The following is a 19,524-nucleotide window of genomic DNA, read 5'->3' on the forward strand; positions in this document are numbered from 1 at the left end:
TTCAGGCCATGCGTCGCCGTCGCCGACCCGTGGCCACGAGAAGCGCGAGGCCCGTGGGGAGGAGCAAGAGCGGCGCGGGGAGGGGGACGGCTGCGGTTGCGCCGAGATTGGCGCTGCCGGGGAGGAGGGCCGAGGCGGAGATGAAGAGGCCGGGCGCGCCGGTCGGTCCCGTGACGCCGGTGATCTCGATGCCGGCGGAATTGAAGAAGTCGAGCTCCGTTCCGGCAAGGGTCAGGATGAGCAAGGATACGAGGCTCACGCTGACGGCATAGGACTTGTCTTCTCTGGCCGTGAAGGACAGCGGCCTGGAGAGATCGACCGGGATGACAGACCCAGAAGGAAGATCGCTTATGTCCGCGTATGTCAGATATACATAGTGATCCGGGTCGGCTCCGGCATTCGCCGGACCGTCAAAATCCTCACTCAGAACAAGTTCGAGTCGCTCCAGCATCAGTTGGTTGGACGCAGGGGCCGCGCTTATCAGTCCAAATTCATTCACGACAAACGGAGTGGCCCCTTTCTCATATTCCCATACTTCGACTTGAGTGTACACGTTCCCTATCAAGTCCAGATTCTTTGTCAGGCTCCCGTCAAGTCTCAGATCGAACTCGATAAGCCCGTCGGCGCCGTCGGCGAAAGAGAAGTCGAGCGTGTCAAAGATACTTGCATAAATAGTGTAGTCGTAAGTCGTTTCTGGAACATCGCCGCCGCTGAAGGCGAGCCCGGCGTCGCCAGACGCAAGATTCGCGCGAGCCTTGAAGCTGCTGTTTTCGAATGTGTCGCCTTCCAGGTTCAGCTCAGACTCGGACGTTTCGAATATCTGAATGGGCGTGCCCGGGATCAGGGTGGAAAAGCTGAAATCGGTGTGCCCGAAGGCGAACACACCCGCGTTGACGCCGCTCTTCAAAGCGGTTCCCACAGGAATGCTTGCCGAGTTGGCGACGAACGGGGAGAGGAGAAGCGCCGCTGCTACGGCAGACGGAAAAAGCTTGGTGTTCATAACTTTGCCCCCTGAAATGAAAATCGAGTTCAACACCTACACCCCGCGAACGCTGCAGGTGCGTTCATCGATTGTCAATGCGAAAGAACGGCTCCGGCCGACAGCGTTCTGGGCGGCGCCGGGTTCACCCCAGCGAAGCGATCGCCTCCGCGAGGCGGTCCGTCGCCGCGTGGTGCGCCATGTGGCCAACGCCGGGGAGCGGGACGAGGCGGGCGCCGGAGGCTTCCGCGAAGGCGCGGCCGTGCTGGTCTATGTCGAGCAGCCAGTCCGCCTCGCCGTGCAGCGCCACGACGGGAACGGATAGGCTGTGGTAGCCTTCGGCGACCTCCGCGACGCCGCGATTGGTGTTCGCGAGATCCTCCCCGTTCGCCTTCAGCGTTTTCTCACGCACGGCGAGGGGCGCGCCCACATAGTCGAGATAGCCGCGCGGCGGCTCCTGCGGGCGGAAGGCGCGCTGGATGAAGCGCTCCGCGCCGCCCTCTTCCGCGGTGTTCACGATGCGGCGGTTGTAGGCGGCGGCGATGAGGGGGCCGAAGCCGAGCGCGTCGAAGAACGGGGCGACGCCGCCCCAGGGCATGGTCACGCCGGAGACGGCGACGACGCCCGCCACGTTCTCCGGCTCGTCCTCCGCCCAGGCGAGCGCGACCGAGGCGCCCCAGGAATGGCCGACGAGGATCGGTCGCTCCACCCCCATCTCCCGCGCCGCGGCGCGAAGCTGCGCGGCCTGGTAGAACGGGCGCCAGGCGCCCTCTTCCTCCGGCCGTTCGGAATAGCCGAAGCCGGGCCGGTCCATCGCGATCACGCGCCGGTCGGCGGCGAGGCGGGGGGCGATGGAATATGTCCAGTCCCGCACATTGCCGCTGGCGCCGTGGATGAGGACCACCGGCGCGCCGGGGCCCGAGCCCTGATCGGTGGCGTGGATCCGGCGGCCGGGCGCGCCGTAGAGCCGGCCGAGGGGCGGATAGGCGGCCTCCGCCGCCGCCGCGGTGACCGGCGCGCGGGGTGCGGCGCAGGCGGCGAGGGCCGTGACGGCGCCGCCGATCAGGAAGCTGCGTCTCCGCATCGGGCGCTCCTTTTCTCCGGGTCGCGCCAGGCGCGGTGCGCGCCGCCGCTTGCGAGACAATATAGAGGCGGCCCCTAGCTTCGCAAAGCGCAGGCTCTCAGCGCCCGATCCGCTCGATGTCGTAGGGCGTGGTCTGGTAGATGCGGTTGATCCAGTTGCCGTAGAGGAGATGCCCGTGGCTCCGCCAGGAATTGCGGGGCGGGCGGGCCGGGTCGTTCTCCGGAAAGTAGGCGGCGGGAACCTCGATGGGGGCGCCGGCGGCGATGTCCCGGTCGTATTCCTGCTTCAGCGTGTCAGCGTCGTATTCCAGGTGGTTGAACATGAACAGGGAATTCAGAGACGGGTCGTGCAGTAGGCAGAGTCCGGATTCGGGCGAGGAGGCAAGGACCTCGACGCCGGCCTTCAGCACGTCCTCCTCCCGCACCTCCGTCCAGCGGCTGACCGGGGCGAGGAACCGGTCCGCCATCCCGGTCACGAACGGGGAGGCGGGGGCGCGGACCTCCTGCTCGAAACAGCCGAAGAGCTTCGCGCCGAGGTCGTATTTCGGGACGCCGTGGAAATGCCGGAGCATGGCCTGCCCGCCCCAGCAGACGGCGAAGGTGGAATGGACATGCGTGCGCGTCCATTCGAAGACCTGCTGAAGCTCGGGCCAGTAGGTCACCTCCTCGAAGGGCAGGTGCTCGATCGGGGCGCCGGTGATGATGAGGCCGTCGAACTTCCGCTCCCGCGCCGCGGCGAAGGGCTGGTAGAAGGCGCGCATGTGCTCGGCCGGCGTATGCCGGCTCTCATGCTCGGTCATCCGCACCAGCGTCAGCTCGATCTGGAGCGGGCCGGCGCCGATGAGGCGGGCGAACTGCGTCTCCGTCTGCACCTTCTTCGGCATGAGGTTGAGGAGCGCGATCTGCAGCGGGCGGACATCCTGCCTCAGCGCGTCATCCTCGTTCATCACCATCACGCCCTCGCGCACGAGAACGTCGCTGGCGGGGAGGTTGGCGGGGATCTTGATGGGCATGGCTCTCTCGCTCCGGAGGCCGGATTTACGGGCGCCGACGCGCGCAGGCAAGCATGGCGCCGATCACCGTTCCGCGCGCCGCCGCAACGCTGCCGAGACGAGGCGGGAGAAGTCCGCCCCCGTCTCGACCGCGGCGATGTCGTCGGCCTCCACCGTCACGCCCCAGTTGTCCGCTATGGCCTGGTAGCGGGGGCGGCGGTGGGCGAGGAGGCGGGCGAAGCCGTAGCGGATGAACGCGTCGGGATCGACGCGCGCCTCCGCCTCCCCGCTTTCGGCCAGATAGTCGGCCCAGACGGCGCGGAGGAACGCCTCCTGATAGTACATCGGCTTCGGCGCCCGGTCGAACCGCGCCTTCAGCGCGTCCTCATGCGCTTCGGTTCCGCGGATGTAGACGGGGAGCATGGACTGGCCGAGGCCGTTCAGCACGGGATCGCCCGGGTTCTCCGGCTCCACCACCTCGCAGAGGGAGCCCGACGTGTCGCAGACGAAATGGTCGTAGCGGTATAGCGCGCGCGCCCGTTCGATGAAGGCCGGCGCGTCCAGCATCGCGCGGATCTCCGCGGCGCGGTGGAGGCGCTGGCGCTCCATGTAGTCGTCGAATTGGATGCCGCCCTTTTCCGGGTCTCCGGGCTTGCCGAGCCAGGTGGAGAGCGGCGTGAGGTTGTGGAAGGAGAGGTTGGAGGCGATGTAGATGGAATCGGAGCGCAGAAGGTCCCGCAGGTAGGGGTTCTTCATCGCCTCGCGCTTGAAATCGTCCGTGATCTCCTCGTTCACGTAGCGCGTGCCGATCCGGTAGTCGACGGAGTAGTGGAACCAGCCGCCTTCCTCGCGCAGGAGCGCGCTGATCCGCGTCTTGCCGACGCCGGACATGCCGATGAGCGCGACCGCCTTGCGCGGCGCGCGTTCCCAGTCTTCCGCCGTCTCGTAGATCATGGGCCGCTCCTTCCGCGCCCGCGTAGCGCGAAGCGCGGCCGCCTTCAATCCGCCGCCGGCTCGCGGCTCGCGAGAAGAAACAGGACGACGCCGAGCGCGACGAGCGCCGCGGAGAGGCCGAGGACGAGATCGTAGCCGCCGACGCGCCAGATCAGCACTGCGGCGAAGGGCGCCGCGGCGAAGCCGGCGATGAAGGGCAGGGCGAGGGCGCCCGCGACCTCGCCATAGCCGCGGCGGCCGAGGCGCTCCACGATGGCGAGGGGCTTGGCGATGGAGTTCACGCCGTTGGCCGCGCCGATCATCAGGATCGCGGCGACGATGCGCCAGTCTCCGCCCGAGGCGGTGAGGAGAAGGAGATAGGCGAGGCCGGCGACGACATAGGCCCCGGTCATCAGGAGCAGCGCCGGCGCGCGCCGCGCGAAGACGGTGATCGCGATGCGGCCGGCGACCTGCGCCGGGCCGATCAGCGAGGCGGCGAAGACGGCCGCCGCGCCCTCCGCCCCGCGGCTGCCGAGGAGGGGGATGAGGTGGCTGAGGATCATCCCGTGGGTCAGCGCGATGCAGGGCAAGGCGAGGAACAGGAGGCGGAAGGCCGGGCGGGCGCGTGCGGCGCGCGCCGCCGCGCGCTCCTCCGCCCCGGCCTCCCGCGTGAGCCGCGCCGGCTCCCCGACCGCCAGCCGCCGGGCGGACCAGAGGAAGAGCGGCGCGGCGAGGACGATCGAGGCCGCCGCGAAGACGCGGAGCGCGACGCGCCACCCGGCCGCCTCCGCCGCCCAGTCGGCCACCGGGAACGCGATGGTGGAGGCGAAGCCGGCGACGAGGGTGACGAGGGTGATGGCGGGCCGGGCCTCCGCCCCCTTCATCCGCGTGAGCCATGCGAAGCACGCCTCGTAGAGGCAGAAGGAGGAGGCGATTCCGATCAGGCCCCAGAGGAGGAAGAATTCCGTTCGCGTCGTCGCGAAGGAAAGGAGGAGGAGGAGCGCCCCGCCCGCGAGCGCCGCGGCGGGCAGCATGACGGGACCGAATCCCCGGTCCACCACCCGGCCTGCGAGCGGCGCGCTGACGGCGGAGAGAACGAGGGAGAGCGTGAAGGCGAGCGCCACCTCGTCCCGCCCCCAGCCGAGATCCGCCTCCCATCTGAGGAGAAGGATCGGGAAAGTGTAGAAGAAGCCGGCCCAGACGATCGTTTCCGCCGCCGCGAGCGCAAGGACGGGGCCGCGCTCCGCGCGGGTCATGCGGCGCGGCCCCCGGAAACGAATCGCGCCCTGCAGCGCGGGGCCGCAGGGCGCGAGAGACTGGCTTCCGGAAGCGTCACTTCGAGACGGCGTCCACCGACTTCTGCAGGATCGCCTCGGCCTCGGCCTTGTCGCCCCAGCCGATCACCTTCACCCATTTGCCGGCCTCGAGATCCTTGTAGTGCTCGAAGAAGTGCTTGATGCGCTCCAGCGTCTTCGGCGCGATGTCCGACAACTCGTTGATATGGGCCTGGAACGGGTCGGTCTTGGCGTGGGGGACGGCGATCAGCTTGTCGTCCATCCCGCCGTCATCCTCCATCTTCAGGACGCCGACCGGGCGGCAGCGGATCACGACGCCGGGCTGAAGCGTGAAGTCGCAGAGCACGAGCACGTCCGTCGGGTCGCCATCGTCATGCAGCGTGTTCGGCACGAAGCCGTAATTGCAGGGATAGAACATCGGCGTGTTGACGATCCGGTCGACGAAGACGGCGCCCGAGTCCTTGTCGATCTCGTACTTCACGGGCTGGCCGCCATTCGCGCCGCCGGTGATCTCGATCACCACGTTGATGTCGGAGGGCGGGTTCTTGCCGGCGGGGATGGCGTCAAGATTCATCGGGAGGCTCCTTGCTCTTTCGCGCGGCGCTTTAGCACCGGCGCGGGCGGCGGGGAAGCCTCCCGGGCGCGGCCTTTCGGCGCCGTCGCAACGGCGCCGGCAGAGGTTCAGCGGCGGGCGATCAGGAGGTCGGCCGGCGGGTCCCGCAAAAGGTCGGTCACGAAGGAGCCGAGGATCGTCGGCGAAAGCGTCGAGCGCGAATGTGCGCCCATCGCGATCAGGTCCGGCTTCAGGCGGGCGAGCGCGGCGGAGAGCGCGCTGGCGACGGAGCCTTCCACGAGGTCGATCTCCCCGAAGTCTTCGGGCAGGCGGGCCGCCGCGCGCCATTCGGCGAGGGCCGATGCGGCCTCGTCCCTGAACGGATGGGAGGCGGCCCCTTCCTCGCCCAGGAAGCCCTTGAAGGGGACGGAATAGGCATGGAAGGCGTGGAGAGCCGCGCCGGGCGCGATGCGGCGCGCGGCGCGGAGGGCGACGGCGGCGGAGGGCGAGAGATCGACGCCGGCGAGGGCCGTGGCGTAGGGCGCGGCTGCGGGCTCGCGCACCACGAGAACCGGCGCCGCGCTCATCCGCACGATCTTCTCCATCGTCGTGGCGCGGAACATGTCCATCAGCGGACGGGGGCGGTGGACGCCGAGCACGAGGAGGTCCGCGCCCGCCTCGTCCGCCATCCGCGGCAGGTCGCGGAGCGGATCGCCGGTCACCACGCGCGTCTCGTGCGCCGCCTTGCCCGCATCGGGAATGGAGGCGGAGAGCGATGCAAGCCGCGCGCCCGCCTCCTCGGCCATCTTCGCGCACATCGTCCCGGGCAGGTCCTCATCCACCACGCAGACGACCGATACGCGTGCGCCGATCTCCGCCGCGATGCGGAAGGCCCGGGCCACCGCGCGGTCGGACCTGGGCGAGAGATCGGTGGCGGCGAGGATGACGTTCATCAGAGGACTCCGTTCTTTTTTTTCGCACGAAGCATAGGCGCCTGCAGCCGCATCTGCAAATGATGTGGATCAAAGGATTTTCCCGAACGCGAAGCGACCGCGGCGTGCTAGCTTCGACCGGCTGGAGGCGCAGGATGAATCGTCGGGCCGTCTGGGGATGGATGTTCTTCGACTGGGCCTCCCAGCCGTTCCACACGCTCATCATCACCTTCATTTTCGCCCCCTATTTCGTGGCTTCGGCGGCGGAGACGCCGGCGCGCGGGCAGGAGCTCTGGGGCTATGCGGTCGCGGCCGGGGCGGCGATCGTCGCCGTGATGGCGCCGATCCTCGGCGCGGCGGCGGATGCGGCCGGGCCCCGGCGGCCCTGGCTGCTCTTCTTTTCTCTCGCCTATATCGTCGGCTCGGCGGGGCTCTGGCTCGCTGCGCCGGGCGCGGACCCGCTTCCGGTGCTGGTCTTCTTCGTCATCGGGCTCGTCGGCGTCGAGCTGGCGACGGTGCTGACGAATTCGCTGCTTCCGCTGCTCGGGCCGCGCGAGGAGGTCGGCCGGGTTTCGGGCTCGGGCTGGGCGATGGGGTATTGGGGCGGGCTCGTCAGCCTTGTCCTCGTACTCGGCTTCATGGTTCCGGCGCCGGGCGGCGAGGCGACGCTGCTCGGCCTCGCGCCCGTCTTCGGCCTCGACCCGGCGGAGGGCGAGGGGGCGCGGGCGACGGGGCCGCTCACGGCGCTCTGGTATGTCGTCTTCATGGTCCCCTTCTTCCTCTGGACGCCGGACGCGCCCCGGGCGGCCGCGGCGCGGGGCGCGACTTCGGCGGCGCTGGGCGGGCTCGGGCGCACGATCCGCGCCTTGCCGAAGAAGCGGAGCCTCTTCGCCTTTCTTCTCTCCTCGATGCTCTATCGCGACGCGCTTGCGGGGCTCTACGCCTTCGGCGGGATCTACGCCGCGGGCGTGCTCGGCTGGGGGGCGTTCCAGCTCGGCGTGTTCGGGATCGTCGCGGCCTTCACCGGCGCGGTCGGGGCCTGGATCGGCGGGCGGTGGGACAGGCGGGACGGGCCGAAGCCGGTGATTCTCGCCTCCATCGTCGCGCTTGCGCTCGTCTCCTGCGCCACGGTGGCGACGGGGCGGGACGAGGTCTTCTTCATCGCGCTGGAGGAAGGCTCCTCCTTGCCCAGTATCGTCTTCTATGTCTGCGGCGCGGTGATCGGGGCCGCGGGCGGGATGCTGCAGGCCTCGTCGCGCACGATGCTGACGCTGCAGGCCGATGCGGAGCGGATGGGCGAGGCGTTCGGCCTCTATGCGCTCGCCGGCAAGGCGACGAGCTTTCTCGCGCCGTTCCTCATCGCGGTTGCGACCGGGCTCTCGGACAGCCAGCGCGTCGGCGTCACGCCCGTGATCCTGCTCTTCCTCGGCGGCCTCCTGCTGATGCGTCGGGTGAGCGCGGACGGCCGTACATGATTGCGGGGGCGGCGGGGGCTTGCTAGATATCCGATAGAAACGGTCGGATTGGAGGCGGATTTGGCGGCGCCGGCGCGGCTTGCCCTCGAGAACATCGCGCGCGTCTTCGACGGGCGGCGCGTGATCGACGATCTCAGCCTCGAGATCGTCGAAGGGGAGGTGCTTTGCCTCCTCGGCCCCTCCGGTTGCGGCAAGACGACGACGCTGCGGATCGCCGCGGGGGTGGAGCGGCAGAGCGCGGGGCGCGTGCTGCTCGACGGGACGGTCGTCTCCGACGGCGCGGTCCACGAACCGCCGGAGCGGCGCTCCGTCGGCCTCATGTTCCAGGATTTCGCGCTCTTCCCCCATCTCGACATCGCGGCGAACGTCGCCTTCGGCCTGAAGGCCCCGAAGGCGGAGCGGCTTCGGGTGGCGGAGGAGTTTCTTGAACGGGTCGGGCTCTCCGGCTTCGGCGCGAAGTTCCCGCACATGCTCTCGGGCGGGGAGCAGCAGCGGGTCGCGCTTGCCCGGGCGCTCGCGCCGAAGCCGCGCGTGATGCTGATGGACGAGCCCTTCTCCGGCCTCGACAACCGGCTCAGGGACGCGGTGCGGGACCAGGCGCTCGGGCTGCTGAAGGCGGAGGGCGCGGCCGTCCTCCTCGTCACCCACGATCCCGAGGAGGCGATGCGGATGGCCGACCGGATCGCGCTGATGCGCCACGGGCGGATCGTGCAGGCGGGCGCGCCCTACAACGTCTACAACCGACCGGTGGACCGGGAGGCGGCGATGTTCCTTTCCGATGTCAACGTGATCCATGGCGTCGTCGCCAACCGGCAGACGGACACGCCCTTCGGCCTCTTCCTCGCGCCGAAGCTGGTGGACGGGGCGGATGTCGAGATCATCGTCCGGCCCGAGCATCTGAAGGTCGATCTCGCGGCGGACGGCCAGCCCGCCGCCAATGCGCGCACCGGCGTTCCGGCGGCGGGCGTGGTGGAGCGGGTGCGCTTCGTGGGCTCGGAGAGCCTCATCGAGGTCCGCATGGACCATGACGGCGCGCGGCTTGTCGCCACGGTTCCGGGGGCGTTCCTGCCGCCCGCCGGCGCGCGCGTATGGCTCTCTCTCCGGCGCGATCATTGCCACCTTTTCCCCTGCCTGACGCAGACCCGGGTTGCGGACCCCTACGTATCCGAAGCGGCGCGAACCGCCGCGGAGTGACGGGTCGCGAAAAAACCGCTTGCGCCGGGCTTTCCGACGGGCCGACGATCCCATATTAAGGGGGTGAAGCGCGCGGCTCGTCCGCGCGCCAGCGATAGGGAGAACGTCATGGTTCCCGGTTGGGTACAAATCGCGGTCGTCGTGCTTCTGGCCGTCCTGCTCTTCGGCGGGCGCGGCAAGATCTCTTCGATCATGGGCGATTTTGCGAAGGGCATCAAATCCTTCAAGCGCGGCATGAAGGACGAGGACGAAGCCAAGGCGGTGGAGCGCTCGGCGGAGGATCCGATCGACGTGACGCCGAAGAAAGAGAACGTCTGAGCGCGGCCCGTTCCGGCTGAGGCCCGGCTATGTTCGACATCGGCTTCATGGAGCTTCTCGTGATCGGCGCGCTCGCGCTGATCGTCGTGGGCCCCAAGGAGCTGCCCGGCCTGCTTCGCACGGTGGGGCAGTTCGCAGGAAAGGCGCGCTCCATGGCGCGCGATTTCCAGCGGACGATGGAGGACGCGGCGCGCGAGGCCGATCTCGGGGACGTCGCCGACGCCGTGAAGAAAGGCGGCAAGCTCAACAAGCTGCCCTTCGACAACCAGGTGGTGAACAGCATCAAGGATTTCGAGCGGACGGTCCGGACCGAGGTGAACGAAGCCGCCCGCGCCGGGCAGGCGGCGACAGCCCCGGCAGCGCCCAATCCTTCAACGCCGACAGTCGCCACAGCGGCCCAGGCGGCGACCGCCGCGCCGACGGCGCCTGCGCCCGCTCCGGCGCCGCAGGCGGCGGCGGCTCCTGCCGAAACGCCGGCCCCTGCTCCCGCGGCGACGCCGGTGACGGCCGACACGACAAAATCCGGCTGATCCATGAAGGACGCCAACCCCGACGACGAAGTCGAGGCGAGCCGGGCGCCGCTGATCGAGCATCTGACGGAGCTGAGGGACCGGCTCATCAAGGCGCTGATTGCGCTCGCGCTTTGCGTGATCGTGTGTTTCTTCTTCGCGACCGAGCTCTTCGACATCCTCGCCCATCCGCTTCGCGTTGCGCTGGCGGATCGCGGGCTCGAATCCAAGCTGATCTACACGGCGCTGCAGGAGAAGTTCTTCACCGACATGCGGCTTTCGCTGTTCGGCGGGTTCTTCATCGCGTTCCCCTTCGTCTCCATGCAGCTCTGGCGCTTTGTCGCGCCGGGTCTCTATCAGAACGAGAAACAGGCGTTCTGGCCGTTCCTTGTCGCGACGCCGGTGCTGTTCTTCATGGGGGCGAGCCTCGTCTATTTCGGCGTGGCGCCGCTCGCCTTCGGGTTCTTCCTCGACTACGGCAACAACGCCGCCGGAGAAGTTGCGACGTCCACGGAGTTTCTGGGCCGGGTGCGCGAGTATCTCGGCATCATGATGACGTTCATCCTCGCCTTCGGCATCTGTTTCCAGCTTCCGGTTCTGCTGACCCTTCTCGGGCGGGCGGGGATCGTGACGGCGGACGGCCTGGCGAACAAGCGGCGCTACGCCATCGTCGGCATCGCAGCGGCGGCGGCGATCCTCACGCCGCCGGATCCGATCAGCCAGATCGGGCTCGGCGTGCCGATCTATCTCCTCTACGAGATCTCCATCCATCTCGTCCGCATGTTCGAGCGGAAGCGGGAGAAGGAGCTGCGCGAAGCGGGGCTCTGGGAGGAGGATGAAGAGGACGAGGACGACATCGAGACGGGCAAGAAGGCGACGTGAAGGACGGAGGCGAGACCGAGGGCGCGCGCAGGGTCGCGGCGCTGGAGCGTATCGCCGCGGCGCTGGAACGGCTCGCGCCGCCGCCCGCGCCCCCGCCGGCCTTCGACGAGGCGGACGCCTATCTCTGGCGCACGTCGCCGGACCGGCTTCAGCCCGTTCCCCGCGTCTCCCGCGTGCCGATCGGGTTGCTGGTCGGCGTCGACCGGGCGCGCGACACGCTGCTGGACAATACGCGCCGCTTCGCCGCCGGGGCGCCGGCGAACAACGCGTTGCTCTGGGGCGCGCGGGGCATGGGCAAGTCCTCCCTCGTGAAGGCGGCGCATGCCGCGGTGGCGGCGGAGGCGGGCGGCGGGCTCGCTCTGGTGGAGATCCACCGGGAGGACATTCCCTCGCTCGACCGGCTGATGGCGCTCCTGCGGGGGGCCGACCACCGGTTCATCATCTTCTGCGACGATCTTTCCTTCGACAAGGATGACAGCCATTACAAATCGTTGAAGGCGGTTCTTGACGGCGGGATCGAGGGGCGGCCGGAGAATGCGATCTTCTACGCCACCTCCAACCGGCGGCACCTTATGCCGCGCGACATGATCGAGAACGAGCGCTCCTCCGCGATCAATCCTTCGGAGGCAACGGAGGAGAAGGTCTCGCTTTCGGACCGGTTCGGGCTCTGGCTCGGCTTTCATCCCTGCGGGCAGGACGAGTTCCTCGCGATCATCCGCGGCTATTGCGACGCGCTGGGGCTTGAGATCGGGGATGAGCGGCTGCGGGCCGAGGCGATCGAGTGGCGGCAGACGCGGGGCGCGATCTCGGGCCGCGTCGCGTGGCAGTTCGTCACCGATCTCGCGGGGCGGCTGGGGCGGGCGACGGCCTTCGAGTAAGGCCCCCCGGCGCTTCAGAGATAGGGCGCCGGGTCCACGCTCTCGGCGCCGCGGCGCACCTCGAAATGCAGCGACGGGCCCTGCGGCGGCGGCAGGTCCGCGACGCGGGCTATGACCTGGCCGCGGGTCACGCGGTCCCCCCTCTGCACGGTCACGCCGTCCACCCGGCCATAGACCGTGAGAAACTCGTTGTCATGCCGCAGGAGCACGATGGTGCCGAGGCCGCCGAGGGAGCGCGAGATGAGCGCCACCTCCCCATCCGCTGCGGCGCGCACTTCGTCTCCGGCGGCGGTGGCGAAATCCACGCCGTCGTTCCGGTCAGGCCCCGGCGCGCGGGAAAAGGAGCGGGAGACGGGCGCGTCAACCGGGCGGCTGAAAGCGGCGGCGGAAGCGGCGGGCGCGGGGGCGGCCGCTGGCGCGGGTTGCGGCGCGGCGGCGATTACGGGCGCCTCCGGAGCGGGGGCGGCCGGCTGCGCATCGACGGGCGACTCGCCCGGCGCGGCGAGCGGCGCGGAGGCGACGGCGCCGGGTTCCGGCGCGTTCCTCACCGCCTCCCGCGCGAGCTCGGCGGACCAGCCGCCGGGAGCCGGAGCGGGCGTCGGCGCGGCGGGTTGGGGCGTTGCCCCGGCCGCGAGCGGGGCGGAGGGAGCGTATTCCGGCCAGGCGGCCCCAGTCTGCGCTTGCGGCGCGGCTGCCACGACGGTCGAGCCCTGGTAGCGGTCGGCGCGGGCGGGGAGGACAAGCTCGTCCCCTTCGCGCGGCTGATATTGTGTGGAGAGGCCGTTATAGGCGGCGAGTTCCGCCGCGGAGAGCCCGACGCGGGCCGCCATCGAGTCCACGCTGTCGCCGCTCCGCGCCCGGATCGTCTCATAGCCGCTGTAAGAGACCACGCCGCGCGCATCGGCCTGGCCGGAGGGCGCGGGCGCCGGAGCGGCCGCCGGCGCGACGTTCGACGGCGGCGCCGGCCGGGCCGTGGGCGCCGGCGCGACGGGCGTGCGGTAGACGACGGGCGCAGGCTCCCGCCGTTCCTCCACGCAGGCGGCGAGGAAGAGCGCGAGGGCGGGCGCAAGCAGGGGGGCGAGGCGAAGCCGCGTCATCTCTCAGTCTCCTTCGTCCTTGGCCACGTCCGGCAGGAGGGGCACGAAGCGCACCGGCCCAAGCTCCTGATAGTCGAGGCCTTGCTCCGTCTTGACGATACGGAGCAATTGCTGGATTTCGTCGGACTGGCCGACAGGCAAGACCATGATTCCGCCGACCCTCAGCTGATCCAGCAGAAGCGATGGCGGATCCTCCGCCGCAGCTGTGACCAGAATGCGGTCGAACGGCGCCTGATCCGGCCAGCCGCGCGCGCCGTCCCCCGAGACGACCGAGACGGTTGAAAGCGCCAGCGCCTCCATCCGCGCGCGGGCCTGCCGGGCGAGCGGGCGGTGGCGTTCGATGGCGTAGACGCGCCGCGCGAGGCGGGCCAGGATGGCGGACTGGTAGCCGGAGCCGGCGCCGACCTCGAGCACCTTGCAGCGCGGGGTGACTGAGAGCGCATGCGTCATCAGCCCGACGACGGAGGGCTGGGAAATCGTCTGGCCGCAGGCGATGGGGAGCGGAATGTCCTCGAAGGCGCGATCCTGAAAGGCGCGGTCGAGGAAGAATTCGCGCGGGGTCTTCTCGAAGGCGTCCAGCAGGCGCTGGTCGGTGATCCCCTTCGAGCGGAGCGCGAAGACGAGCCGCATCATGCCTTCGGCCCTCGCCTCCGCGCTGAGCGTCATTCAGCGGCCTCGATCGCCGCCTGCGCCTCCGCGAGAAGGGCATGGTCGGTCAGGTCCGGGCGCATCGGCGTCGCGGTGATCCACCCTTCGGCGCAAAGCGTGCTGTCCGCCTCCGGCGCGGCGGCGGCGTTGCGGGCGTTGTGGGCGAGCCAGAAATAGCGGCGCTGGTTCGGCGCGAGCGCCTCCTGCACCTGAAAGGCCCCGCCGCGGCGGCCCTGCGGGGCGAGCGTGAAGCCGCGGACGGCGGCGGGCGAGAGGGGCGGGAAGTTCACGTTGTAGAAGACGTCCTGCCCGAAGGGCAGGGCGAGGACGCGGCGCACCGCGCTCGCCCCGTGGGCGCGGGCGGCGGCGAACGCGTCCGCCGGCGCGCCGGGGCCGGAGGCGAAATACTGGCTGAGCGCGATGGCGCGGACGCCCTGGATCGCGGCCTCCTTGGCGCCGGCGACGGTGCCGGAATAGACGGCGTCCTCCGCCACGTTGTGCCCGCGATTGACGCCTGAGAGGACGAGATCGGGCCGTTCCGGCAGGAGCTTCGTGACGCCGGCGATGGCGCAGTCGGCCGGGTGCCCCTCGATGCAATAGCGCCGCTCCCCGAGTTGCGTGACGCGCATCGGCGAGGTGTAGGAGACGCAATGCGAGGCGCCGGAGCGCTCGGTTTCCGGGGCCACGACCCAGATTTCGCCGGAAGGCCCGGCAAGCTCCGCCGCGATCTCCTCCGCCACGGCGAGGCCGGGCGCATTGATGCCGTCGTCGTTCACGATGAGAATGCGCATGCGTGCCCCGTTTTTCCGGATCGCTTTCATGTAAAGCCCGCGGCGGGGCGCGTCCACCGCCTTCGGTCGGGCTCCTCCTCAAGCTTCCAGCGCGCCGCCTGGCCCGATCCGCCGCGCGCCGCCCATGCGAGGGCGGAGCGGGGCGGGGATGGAGACGCCGCCATCCGCCTCCTGGTACGTCTCCATCACGGCGATGAGCGCGCGGCCCACGGCGAGGCCGGAGCCGTTCAGCGTGTGCAGGAATTCCGGCTTCGCCTCCGGTTCGGGGCGGAAGCGGGCGTTCATACGGCGGGCCTGGAAGTCGCCGCAGAGGGAGCAGGAGGAAATCTCGCGATAGGCGTTCTGGCCCGGGAGCCAGACTTCGAGATCGTAGGTCTTGCGGGCGCCGAAGCCCATGTCTCCGGTGCAGAGGACGACGGTGCGGTAGGGAATCTCCAGCGCCTCCAGCACGCCTTCGGCGCAGCGGCGCATCCGCTCCAGCTCCGCCTCGCCCGCCTCCGGGCGGGTGAGGGAGACCATCTCCACCTTCTCGAACTGATGCTGGCGGAGCATGCCGCGCGTGTCCTTCCCCGCGCTGCCGGCCTCGGAGCGGAAGCACTGGGTATGGGCGACGTAGCGGCGGGGGAGGTTGGCGCCGTCCAGAATCTCGCCGGCGGCGAGGTTGGTGAGCGTCACCTCGGCGGTGGGGATGAGCCACCAGCCGTTCTCCGTCCTGTAGCTGTCCTCCGCGAATTTCGGGAGCTGGCCGGTGCCGTAGAAGGCTTCGCCCTTCACGAGGACGGGCGTCCATGTCTCGGTCAGGCCGTTCGTCTCGACGTGATGGTCGATCATGAACTGGGCGAGGGCGCGGTGGAGCCGCGCGAGCGCGCCCGAGAGGACGACGAAGCGGGCGCCGGAGAGCTTCGCCGCGGCGGCGAAGTCCATGCAGCCCATCGCCTCCCCGATCTCGTAATGCTCCTTCGGCGCGAAGGGGTAGTCGCGGGGTGCGCCCCAGCGATGGACCTCGACATTGTCGTTTTCGTCCGCGCCGTCCGGCGCGTCGGCGAGGGGGAGATTGGGGAGGCGGGCGAGCGCGTCCGCGAGGCGGGAATCCTCGGCCTTCGCCTCTTCCTCCAGCCGGGCGATCTCCTCCTTCTTCGCGGAGACGAGATCCCTGAGGCGGGCGAATTCGGCCTCGTCGCCCTTCGCCTTCGCGGCGCCTACGGCCTTCGAGGCGGCGTTCCGCTCCGCCAGCGCGGCCTCGGCGGCGGCGATCTTCGCGCGGCGCGCGGCGTCCAGGGCGAGGAGATCGGCGGAAACAGGGGCGAGCCCGCGCCGGGCGAGCGCGGCGTCGAAGGCTTCGGGGTTCTCACGGATGTAGCGGATGTCATGCATGGCTAGGCCCTCGGCTGGAACGGCGCTTCTATGCCCGAGCGGCGCGGCGGAGGCCAGAGCCGGCGGCTTGACTTCGCGGGGCGCGGCGCGGAAGGAGGCCGAAAGGCAAGGGAGGCGCGGATGAGTTGGGCGTTCATCTTTCCGGGGCAGGGGGCTCAGGCGGTCGGCATGGGGCTCGACCTCGCGGCGCGGTATCCGGCGGCGAAGGCGGTGTTCGAGGAAGTGGACGACGCGCTCGGCGAGACGCTCTCCGCGCTGATCGCGGAAGGGCCGATCGAGACGCTGACGCTGACGGCGAATGCGCAGCCGGCGCTGATGGCGACCTCGCTCGCCGCGATGCGGGCGCTTGAGGCGGAGGGCGTTTCGGTGACGGACGCCGCCTTCGTCGCCGGCCATTCGCTCGGCGAGTATTCCGCATTGACGGCGGCGGGGGCGTTCACCGTGGGCGAGGCGGCGAAGCTGCTGCGCATCCGAGGCGAGGCGATGCAGGCGGCGACGCCGGAAGGGGTCGGCGCGATGGCGGCGATCCTCGGCCTCGACTTCGCGGCGGTGGCGGAGGTCGCGGCCGAGGCGGCGCAGGGCGAGATCTGCCAGGCGGCGAACGACAACGATCCGGCGCAGGTCGTCATCTCCGGACATCGGGCCGCGGTTGAACGCGCGGCGGAGATCGCGAAGGCGCGGGGCGCGAAGCGGGCGCTGATGCTGCCGGTCAGCGCGCCGTTCCATTGCGCGCTGATGGCGCCCGCGGCGGAGCGGATGCGCGAGGCGCTGGCGGGCGCGACGCTCCGCGCGCCGGCCGTTCCGCTTGTCGCGAATGTGCGGGCGGAGGCGGTTTCCGACCCGGAGACGATCCGCGCGCTCCTCATCGAGCAGGTGACGGGCGCGGTGCGCTGGCGCGAAAGCGTGATGTGGATGGCCGGCGCGGGCGTGACCGGCACCGTCGAGATCGGGGCCGGCAAGGCGCTTTCCGGGATGGTCAGGCGGATCGAGAAGTCCATGGGCGCCTTCGCGGCGGGAACGGCGGACGAAGCGAGCGCCGCGGCGGCGGCGGTGAAGGGAGAGGCGTGATGTTCGATCTGACGGGAAAATCCGCGCTTGTAACCGGCGCCTCGGGCGGCATCGGGGCGGCGATCGCGCGCGCCCTGCATGGCGCGGGCGCCGCGGTCGGCCTCTCGGGTACGCGGACGGAGCCGCTGGAGGCGCTCGCGGCGGAACTCGGGGCGAGGGCGCATGTGCTCCCTTGCGATCTCTCCGACGTCGCGGCGGTGGATGCGCTCGTGGGGCGCGCATCCGAGGCGATGGGCGGCGTCGCGATCCTCGTGAACAACGCCGGACTGACGCGGGACAATCTCTTCATGCGGATGAGCCAGGACGAATGGGACCAGGTCATCGCCGTGAATCTCACGGCGACGTTCCGCCTTTCCCGCGCCGCGCTCCGGGGCATGATGAAGGCGCGCTGGGGGCGGATCGTCAGCATCAGCTCGGTGGTCGGCGTGACGGGCAACCCCGGGCAGGGCAACTACGCCGCCTCCAAGGCCGGGATGATCGGGATGACGAAGTCCCTCGCGGCCGAGGTGGCCAGCCGGAACGTGACGGCGAACTGCATCGCGCCCGGCTTCATCCGCACCGCGATGACCGACGCGCTGAAGGACGAACAGAAGGCGAAGATCAACGCCGTGATTCCGGCCGGACGCATGGGCGAGGCGGAGGAGATCGCAGCCGCCGCGCTCTATCTGGCCAGCGAGGAGGCGGCCTATGTGACTGGCCAGACCCTTCATGTGAACGGCGGAATGGCTATGATCTGACCCTCGCCACGGGCGAGCCGAGGGGCGGGCATTCCCCCGTTTGCACTCCCCGGCGCTTATGGTAAGAGCCCACCAAGCGACGCGGGCGCGCCCCGAAGCGTGAAGAACAACAAGCCGGCCGTTGCGCCGACCGCCGAACCGCAGCGAGGCGCCTGCCTCCAGAAGAGGGAACGAGTATGAGCGATATCGCAGATCGCGTTAAGAAGATCGTCGTGGACCATCTCGGCGTCGAAGAGGACAAGGTGACCGAGAAGGCCAGCTTCATCGACGATCTCGGCGCGGACAGCCTCGACACCGTCGAGCTCGTGATGGCCTTCGAGGAGGAGTTCGGCATCGAGATTCCGGACGACGCGGCCGAGACGATCCAGACGTTCGGCGACGCGGTGAAGTTCATCTCCGATCACGCCGAAGCCTGAACCCCGGCGAAGACGGACGGAAACGGCGCCCGGGCATCTCGGGCGCTGTTTTTTTATCCGGCCCGCCGCTAGTGTTCCGCGCGTGAAGGCGAGGAAAGAAAAGAGAAGCGCATGAGACGTGTTGTCGTGACCGGTCTGGGCATGGTGACGCCGCTGGGCTGCGGCGTCGAGGAGACCTGGGCCCGGCTGATCGCCGGCGAATCCGGCGCCGGCGCGATCAAGGCTTTCGCCGCCGATCATCTTCCCTGCCGGATCGCCTGCGAGATTCCGCTCGGCGACGGGCCGGGCCTCTACAACCCCGACGACTGGGTGGAGAAGAAGGAACAGCGGAAGATCGACCGCTTCATCACCTATTCTCTGACCGCCGCGGAACAGGCGATCCGCGATGCGGGCTGGGCGGATGTCGACGAGGCGGAGAAGCTGCGCACCGGCGTCATGATCGGCTCCGGCATCGGCGGGATCGAGACGATCGCGGAGACGGCGGTGACGCTGAAGGAGAAGGGTGCGCGGCGCGTCTCTCCGTTCTTCATCCCTTCAGCGCTCATCAATCTCTGCTCGGGCCAGGTTTCGATCCGGCACGGGTTCAAGGGGCCGAACCATTCGGTTGTGACGGCCTGCTCCACCGGCGCGCACGCCATCGGGGACGCGGCGCGGCTCATCATGCTGGGCGACGCCGACGTGATGGTCGCGGGCGGCGCAGAAAGCCCGGTCTGCGAGATTTCGGTCGCCGGGTTCTCCGCCTGCCGCGCGCTCTCCACCAACTGGAACGACGAGCCGCACCGGGCCTCCCGCCCCTATGACAAGGGGCGCGACGGGTTCGTGATGGGGGAGGGCGCCGGCGTCGTCGTGCTCGAGGAACTCGATCATGCGGTGAAGCGCGGGGCGAAGATCTACGGCGAGGTCGCCGGATACGGGCTCTCGGGCGACGCCTATCACATCACGTCGCCGGCGCCGGACGGCGACGGCGGATTCCGCTCCATGTCCGCCGCCCTGGCGCGGGCCGGGGTGATGCCCGGCGATATCGACTATGTGAACGCCCACGGGACCTCCACGCCGCTCGGCGACGAGATCGAATTGCGGGCGGTGACGCGGCTGCTCGGCAATGCGGCCGGGGGCGTCACCATGTCCTCCACCAAGAGCGCGATCGGGCATCTTCTCGGCGCCGCAGGGGCGGTGGAGGCGATCTTCTGCGTCCTCGCGATGCGTGACGGCGTTGCGCCGCCGACGCTGAACCTCGAGGACCCTTCGGTCGAGACCGAGATCGACCTCGCCCCGCTGAAAGCGGTGAAGCGCGATATCAATGTCGCGCTCTCCAATTCCTTCGGCTTCGGGGGGACCAACGCCTCGCTCATCTTCCGCAAGGTCTGAGC

21 protein-coding genes are annotated in these 19,524 nt (G+C 69.7%); 10 read left to right on the top strand and 11 right to left on the bottom strand.

Annotated features, from left to right (window positions below; all coding sequences use genetic code 11):
• Position 1: 1 nt before the first annotated feature.
• From ACE37J_RS15025 to ACE37J_RS15055, 7 genes are all read right to left on the bottom strand, one after another.
• Positions 2 to 1,000 carry a hypothetical protein gene (locus ACE37J_RS15025; protein ID WP_409712339.1) on the bottom strand — a complete coding sequence of 333 codons (999 nt, stop codon included), beginning with the start codon at positions 998 to 1,000 and terminating at the stop codon, positions 2 to 4.
• A 124-nt stretch (positions 1,001 to 1,124) separates the two neighbouring features.
• Positions 1,125 to 2,063 carry an alpha/beta fold hydrolase gene (locus ACE37J_RS15030; protein WP_409712341.1) on the bottom strand — a complete coding sequence of 313 codons (939 nt, stop codon included), beginning with the start codon at positions 2,061 to 2,063 and terminating at the stop codon, positions 1,125 to 1,127.
• A gap of 97 nt (positions 2,064 to 2,160) precedes the next feature.
• Positions 2,161 to 3,075 (bottom strand): homoserine O-succinyltransferase, encoded by a 915-nt coding sequence (gene metA / locus ACE37J_RS15035; protein ID WP_409712343.1) that lies wholly within the window; start codon positions 3,073 to 3,075, stop codon positions 2,161 to 2,163.
• Between the two features lie 63 nt (positions 3,076 to 3,138).
• Positions 3,139 to 4,008: an ATPase gene (locus ACE37J_RS15040; protein ID WP_409712345.1), complete on the bottom strand. Its 870-nt coding sequence runs from the start codon at positions 4,006 to 4,008 to the stop codon at positions 3,139 to 3,141.
• A 44-nt stretch (positions 4,009 to 4,052) separates the two neighbouring features.
• A complete protein-coding gene (locus tag ACE37J_RS15045) occupies positions 4,053 to 5,243 on the bottom strand; it encodes an MFS transporter (protein ID WP_409712347.1) in 1,191 nt (396 codons plus the stop codon).
• A gap of 76 nt (positions 5,244 to 5,319) precedes the next feature.
• Positions 5,320 to 5,856, bottom strand: coding sequence for an inorganic diphosphatase (ppa, locus tag ACE37J_RS15050; RefSeq protein WP_409712349.1), 537 nt, complete (start codon positions 5,854 to 5,856; stop codon positions 5,320 to 5,322).
• 107 nt (positions 5,857 to 5,963) lie between these two features.
• The gene (locus ACE37J_RS15055; protein ID WP_409712351.1) at positions 5,964 to 6,788 is read right to left on the bottom strand and encodes a universal stress protein; all 825 of its coding nucleotides are present in this window, start codon (positions 6,786 to 6,788) and stop codon (positions 5,964 to 5,966) included.
• A 59-nt stretch (positions 6,789 to 6,847) separates the two neighbouring features.
• Between ACE37J_RS15055 and ACE37J_RS15060 the strand changes: the two genes are divergently transcribed.
• The 6 genes from ACE37J_RS15060 to ACE37J_RS15085 all read left to right on the top strand — a co-directional run bounded on the left by ACE37J_RS15060 (position 6,848) and on the right by ACE37J_RS15085 (position 12,023).
• Complete coding sequence (locus ACE37J_RS15060; RefSeq protein WP_409712353.1) at positions 6,848 to 8,242, top strand: MFS transporter; 1,395 nt, start codon at positions 6,848 to 6,850, stop codon at positions 8,240 to 8,242.
• A gap of 48 nt (positions 8,243 to 8,290) precedes the next feature.
• Positions 8,291 to 9,436, top strand: a complete 1,146-nt coding sequence (locus tag ACE37J_RS15065) for an ABC transporter ATP-binding protein (RefSeq protein WP_409712355.1) — start codon at positions 8,291 to 8,293, stop codon at positions 9,434 to 9,436.
• Positions 9,437 to 9,499: 63 nt separating this feature from the next.
• A complete protein-coding gene (locus tag ACE37J_RS15070; RefSeq protein ID WP_409712357.1) occupies positions 9,500 to 9,754 on the top strand; it encodes a Sec-independent protein translocase TatA in 255 nt (84 codons plus the stop codon).
• 29 nt (positions 9,755 to 9,783) lie between these two features.
• Positions 9,784 to 10,284 (top strand): Sec-independent protein translocase protein TatB, encoded by a 501-nt coding sequence (gene tatB, locus ACE37J_RS15075; RefSeq protein WP_409712358.1) that lies wholly within the window; start codon positions 9,784 to 9,786, stop codon positions 10,282 to 10,284.
• Between the two features lie 3 nt (positions 10,285 to 10,287).
• Positions 10,288 to 11,145, top strand: coding sequence for a twin-arginine translocase subunit TatC (gene tatC, locus ACE37J_RS15080; RefSeq protein ID WP_409712359.1), 858 nt, complete (start codon positions 10,288 to 10,290; stop codon positions 11,143 to 11,145).
• Complete coding sequence (locus ACE37J_RS15085; protein ID WP_409712361.1) at positions 11,142 to 12,023, top strand: ATP-binding protein; 882 nt, start codon at positions 11,142 to 11,144, stop codon at positions 12,021 to 12,023. The genes tatC and ACE37J_RS15085 overlap by 4 nt, the downstream gene beginning before the upstream one ends.
• A gap of 14 nt (positions 12,024 to 12,037) precedes the next feature.
• Here ACE37J_RS15085 and ACE37J_RS15090 read toward each other — a convergent pair whose 3' ends face one another.
• The 4 genes from ACE37J_RS15090 to serS all read right to left on the bottom strand — a co-directional run bounded on the left by ACE37J_RS15090 (position 12,038) and on the right by serS (position 15,933).
• Entirely contained in the window at positions 12,038 to 13,120 is a 1,083-nt protein-coding gene (locus tag ACE37J_RS15090; protein ID WP_409712363.1) for a peptidoglycan DD-metalloendopeptidase family protein, read from the bottom strand.
• 3 nt (positions 13,121 to 13,123) lie between these two features.
• Entirely contained in the window at positions 13,124 to 13,786 is a 663-nt protein-coding gene (locus ACE37J_RS15095) for a protein-L-isoaspartate(D-aspartate) O-methyltransferase (protein ID WP_409712365.1), read from the bottom strand.
• A complete protein-coding gene (gene surE, locus ACE37J_RS15100) occupies positions 13,783 to 14,559 on the bottom strand; it encodes a 5'/3'-nucleotidase SurE (RefSeq protein ID WP_409712367.1) in 777 nt (258 codons plus the stop codon). Before surE ends, ACE37J_RS15095 begins: the two co-directional genes overlap by 4 nt.
• A gap of 78 nt (positions 14,560 to 14,637) precedes the next feature.
• The gene (gene serS / locus ACE37J_RS15105; protein WP_409712369.1) at positions 14,638 to 15,933 is read right to left on the bottom strand and encodes a serine--tRNA ligase; all 1,296 of its coding nucleotides are present in this window, start codon (positions 15,931 to 15,933) and stop codon (positions 14,638 to 14,640) included.
• Positions 15,934 to 16,053: 120 nt separating this feature from the next.
• Here serS and fabD point away from each other — a divergent pair, with 120 nt between their 5' ends.
• The 4 genes from fabD (at position 16,054) to fabF (ending at position 19,522) form a co-directional block, all read left to right on the top strand.
• Entirely contained in the window at positions 16,054 to 17,001 is a 948-nt protein-coding gene (gene fabD / locus ACE37J_RS15110) for an ACP S-malonyltransferase (protein WP_409712371.1), read from the top strand.
• On the top strand, positions 17,001 to 17,738 hold the full coding sequence (gene fabG / locus ACE37J_RS15115) for a 3-oxoacyl-[acyl-carrier-protein] reductase (protein ID WP_409712373.1): 738 nt from the start codon (positions 17,001 to 17,003) through the stop codon (positions 17,736 to 17,738). The genes fabD and fabG overlap by 1 nt, the downstream gene beginning before the upstream one ends.
• Positions 17,739 to 17,914: 176 nt before the next feature.
• Positions 17,915 to 18,154: an acyl carrier protein gene (locus tag ACE37J_RS15120; protein ID WP_409712375.1), complete on the top strand. Its 240-nt coding sequence runs from the start codon at positions 17,915 to 17,917 to the stop codon at positions 18,152 to 18,154.
• Positions 18,155 to 18,265: 111 nt separating this feature from the next.
• Positions 18,266 to 19,522 carry a beta-ketoacyl-ACP synthase II gene (gene fabF, locus ACE37J_RS15125; RefSeq protein ID WP_409712377.1) on the top strand — a complete coding sequence of 419 codons (1,257 nt, stop codon included), beginning with the start codon at positions 18,266 to 18,268 and terminating at the stop codon, positions 19,520 to 19,522.
• The last annotated feature ends 2 nt before the right edge of the window (positions 19,523 to 19,524 follow it).

Origin of the sequence: Pikeienuella sp., from assembly GCF_046290545.1 — a bacterium.
Classification (GTDB): domain Bacteria; phylum Pseudomonadota; class Alphaproteobacteria; order Rhodobacterales; family Rhodobacteraceae; genus Pikeienuella.

What these genes read in the sequence shown, in the direction of transcription:
- ACE37J_RS15025 (WP_409712339.1), bottom strand. Translation starts at nt 1,000, where the DNA reads ATGAACACCAAGCTTTTTCCGTCTGCCGTAGCAGCGGCGCTTCTCCTC.
- ACE37J_RS15030 (WP_409712341.1), bottom strand. Translation starts at nt 2,063, where the DNA reads ATGCGGAGACGCAGCTTCCTGATCGGCGGCGCCGTCACGGCCCTCGCC.
- metA (WP_409712343.1), bottom strand. Translation starts at nt 3,075, where the DNA reads ATGCCCATCAAGATCCCCGCCAACCTCCCCGCCAGCGACGTTCTCGTG.
- ACE37J_RS15040 (WP_409712345.1), bottom strand. Translation starts at nt 4,008, where the DNA reads ATGATCTACGAGACGGCGGAAGACTGGGAACGCGCGCCGCGCAAGGCG.
- ACE37J_RS15045 (WP_409712347.1), bottom strand. Translation starts at nt 5,243, where the DNA reads ATGACCCGCGCGGAGCGCGGCCCCGTCCTTGCGCTCGCGGCGGCGGAA.
- ppa (WP_409712349.1), bottom strand. Translation starts at nt 5,856, where the DNA reads ATGAATCTTGACGCCATCCCCGCCGGCAAGAACCCGCCCTCCGACATC.
- ACE37J_RS15055 (WP_409712351.1), bottom strand. Translation starts at nt 6,788, where the DNA reads ATGAACGTCATCCTCGCCGCCACCGATCTCTCGCCCAGGTCCGACCGC.
- ACE37J_RS15060 (WP_409712353.1), top strand. Translation starts at nt 6,848, where the DNA reads ATGATGTGGATCAAAGGATTTTCCCGAACGCGAAGCGACCGCGGCGTG.
- tatB (WP_409712358.1), top strand. Translation starts at nt 9,784, where the DNA reads ATGTTCGACATCGGCTTCATGGAGCTTCTCGTGATCGGCGCGCTCGCG.
- tatC (WP_409712359.1), top strand. Translation starts at nt 10,288, where the DNA reads ATGAAGGACGCCAACCCCGACGACGAAGTCGAGGCGAGCCGGGCGCCG.
- ACE37J_RS15090 (WP_409712363.1), bottom strand. Translation starts at nt 13,120, where the DNA reads ATGACGCGGCTTCGCCTCGCCCCCCTGCTTGCGCCCGCCCTCGCGCTC.
- ACE37J_RS15095 (WP_409712365.1), bottom strand. Translation starts at nt 13,786, where the DNA reads ATGACGCTCAGCGCGGAGGCGAGGGCCGAAGGCATGATGCGGCTCGTC.
- surE (WP_409712367.1), bottom strand. Translation starts at nt 14,559, where the DNA reads ATGCGCATTCTCATCGTGAACGACGACGGCATCAATGCGCCCGGCCTC.
- serS (WP_409712369.1), bottom strand. Translation starts at nt 15,933, where the DNA reads ATGCATGACATCCGCTACATCCGTGAGAACCCCGAAGCCTTCGACGCC.
- fabD (WP_409712371.1), top strand. Translation starts at nt 16,054, where the DNA reads ATGAGTTGGGCGTTCATCTTTCCGGGGCAGGGGGCTCAGGCGGTCGGC.
- fabG (WP_409712373.1), top strand. Translation starts at nt 17,001, where the DNA reads ATGTTCGATCTGACGGGAAAATCCGCGCTTGTAACCGGCGCCTCGGGC.
- ACE37J_RS15120 (WP_409712375.1), top strand. Translation starts at nt 17,915, where the DNA reads ATGAGCGATATCGCAGATCGCGTTAAGAAGATCGTCGTGGACCATCTC.
- fabF (WP_409712377.1), top strand. Translation starts at nt 18,266, where the DNA reads ATGAGACGTGTTGTCGTGACCGGTCTGGGCATGGTGACGCCGCTGGGC.